This is a genomic window from Frankia sp. AgB32, assembly GCF_023243045.1.
Classification (GTDB): Bacteria; Actinomycetota; Actinomycetes; order Frankiales; family Frankiaceae; genus Frankia.
On sequence record NZ_JALKFX010000142.1, the window covers coordinates 1 to 2,777 of the forward strand.

1 protein-coding gene is annotated in these 2,777 nt (G+C 70.7%); it reads right to left on the bottom strand.

Annotated elements, in window-relative coordinates:
- Positions 1-96 precede the first annotated feature (96 nt).
- On the bottom strand, positions 97-2,601 hold the full coding sequence (gene gyrA / locus MXD60_RS26050) for a DNA gyrase subunit A (protein ID WP_248822327.1): 2,505 nt from the start codon (positions 2,599-2,601) through the stop codon (positions 97-99).
- Positions 2,602-2,777 lie beyond the last annotated feature (176 nt).

A 2,777-nucleotide genomic window follows, 5' to 3' on the forward strand; every position in this document is an offset into this window, starting at 1 on the left:
CCCGCCCCCGCCCCCCCCCCCCCCCCCCCCCCCGCGCCCCCCCCCCCCCCCCCCCCCCCCCCCCCCCGGCCACATCGTCCTTCTCCAGGCCTGGACTCAGCTGTCCTGGGCCTCGGAGTCGACAGGGGCCTCGGTGTCCTCGGCATCAGCATTGCGCGCGACTCCGACCACCTGCACACCGGACTCCAGATCGATGAGCCGGACACCCATCGTCTGCCGCTGGGCCCGGCGCACGTCCTTGGCTATGGTGCGCAACACGCCCCCGTTGGAGGCGATCGCGTAGAGCTGGTCGTCCGGGTCGACGACGAGCGCACCGACGAGGCCACCGCGGGTGGAGACGATCTTAGCCGTCAGCACACCCTTGCCGCCGCGGCCCTGGATCGGGTACTCGGCCAGCGGCGTCCGCTTGGCGTAGCCGCCGGAGGTCGCGACCAGCAGGTCCGCGGTGGTGCCGGGGACGACGACGTCCATCGAGAGCAGTTCGTCCTCGGCGTCGAAGCGCATGCCGATCACGCCGGACGTCGCCCGGCCCATCGGCCGCAGCTGCTCGTCGTCGGCGTGGAACCGGATCGACTGGGCGTTGCGGCTGACCAGCAGCAGGTCGTCGCCGGGGGCGACGAGGCGGGCGGCGATCAGTTCGTCGTCGTCCCGCAGGTTGATCGCGACGAGGCCGCCGGCGCGGTTGGAGTCGAAGTCGCTCAGCGAGGTCTTCTTGCACAGCCCGCGCTTGGTGGCGAGCACCAGGTACGGCGACGCCTCGTAGTCCTGCAACGCGATGACCTCGGCGATGCGCTCGTCCTGGGCGAAGGCGAGGATGTTCGCGACGTGCTGTCCCTTGGCCGAGCGGGCCTGCTCGGGCAGTTCGTGCGCCTTCGCCCGGTAGACCCGGCCCTTGTTCGTGAAGAACAGCAGCCAGTGGTGGGTCGTGGTGACGAAGAAGTGCTCGACGATGTCGTCCTCGCGCAGGGCTGCGCCCTGCACGCCCTTGCCGCCGCGGCGCTGCGAGCGGTAGAGGTCGGTCTTGGTGCGCTTGGCATAGCCGCCGCGGGTGACGGTGACGACGACGTCCTCGCGGGCGATGAGGTCCTCGATGGACATGTCGCCCTCGAAGGGGACGAGCCGGGTGCGCCGCTCGTCGCCGAACTTCTCGACGACCTCGGCGAGTTCCTCGCCGATGATCTCCCGCTGCCGCGACGGCGAGGCGAGGATCGCCTCCAGCTCGGTGATCCGGGCACGCAGCTCCGCGGCCTCGTCGATGATCCGCTGCCGCTCGAGGGCGGCGAGGCGGCGCAGCTGCATGTCGAGGATGGCCGTGGCCTGGATCTCCGACAGCGTGAAGCGCTCCATCAGCTGGCCACGCGCCGCCTCGGCCGACTCCGCGTTGCGGATGAGGCTGATCACCTCGTCGAGGTGGTCGAGCGCGATGAGCAGACCGTCGAGGACGTGCAGCCGCTCGCGGGCCTTGCGCAGCTGGTAGCGGGTGCGCCGGACGATGACGTCGACCTGGTGCTCGACGTAGTAGCGGACCATCTGGTCCAGGCGCAGCGTGCGCGGCACGCCGTCGACGATCGCCAGCATGTTGGCGCCGAAGGTGTCCTGCAGCTGGGTGTGCTTGTACAGGTTGTTCAGGACGACCTTGGCGACGGCGTCGCGCTTGAGGTCGATGACGAGGCGCTGCCCGATGCGGGCGGAGGTCTCGTCCCGGACGTCCGAGATGCCGGTGACCTTGTTGTCGCGGACGAGCTCCGCGATCTTCTCCGCGAGGTTGTCCGGGTTGACCTGGTACGGCAGCTCGGTGACGACGAGCTGGGTACGACCCTTGTTCTCCTCGACGTTGACAACGGCGCGCATCCGGATGCTGCCGCGACCGGTGCGGTAGGCGTCCTCGATGCCGCTGCGGCCGACGACCAGCCCGGCGGTGGGAAAGTCCGGGCCCTTGATCAGGCCCATGAGGGCTTCGAGCAGCTCCTCATCGGTCGCCTCAGGGTGGTCCAGCGCCCACCGGACGCCGCTGGCGACCTCCCGCAGATTGTGCGGCGGGATGTTCGTGGCCATGCCGACGGCGATGCCGCCGGCGCCGTTGACCAGCAGGTTCGGGAACCGGCTGGGCAGGACCAGCGGCTCCTGCGAACGGCCGTCGTAGTTCGGCGCGAAGTCGACGGTGTCCTGGTCGATGTCGCGCAGCATCTCCATCGCCAGCGCCGCCATCCGCGCCTCGGTGTAACGCATGGCGGCGGGCGGGTCGTTGCCGGGCGAACCGAAGTTGCCGTTGCCATCGACCAGCGGGTAGCGCAGCGACCAGCTCTGCGCGAGCCGGACGAGGGTGTCGTAGATCGCCGTGTCGCCGTGAGGGTGGTAGTTACCCATGACGTCGCCGACCACGCGGGAGCACTTGAAGTACCCGCGGTCGGGGCGGTAACCACCGTCGTACATGGCGTACAGGACCCGGCGGTGCACGGGCTTGAGCCCGTCCCGGACCTCCGGCAGCGCTCGGCCGACGATGACCGACATCGCGTAGTCGAGGTACGAGCGTTGCATCTCGACTTCGATGCCGATGGGTTCGATGCGGTCGCCGGGGGGCGGCGGTAGGACGTCGACCACGGGGTCCTTCCAGGGCTGGGGGATCAGTCATCAGGTGGGGCGGGGGTCGCGGGGGGGGGGGGGGGGGGGGCGGGGGCGCCCCCCCCCCCCCCCCCCCCCCCGGTCCGATACCTGCTGCGGCGAGAAGCCGCCGGTGAGTCGCAGCGCCACAGCGTCCCGTGGACGATACGGCCACG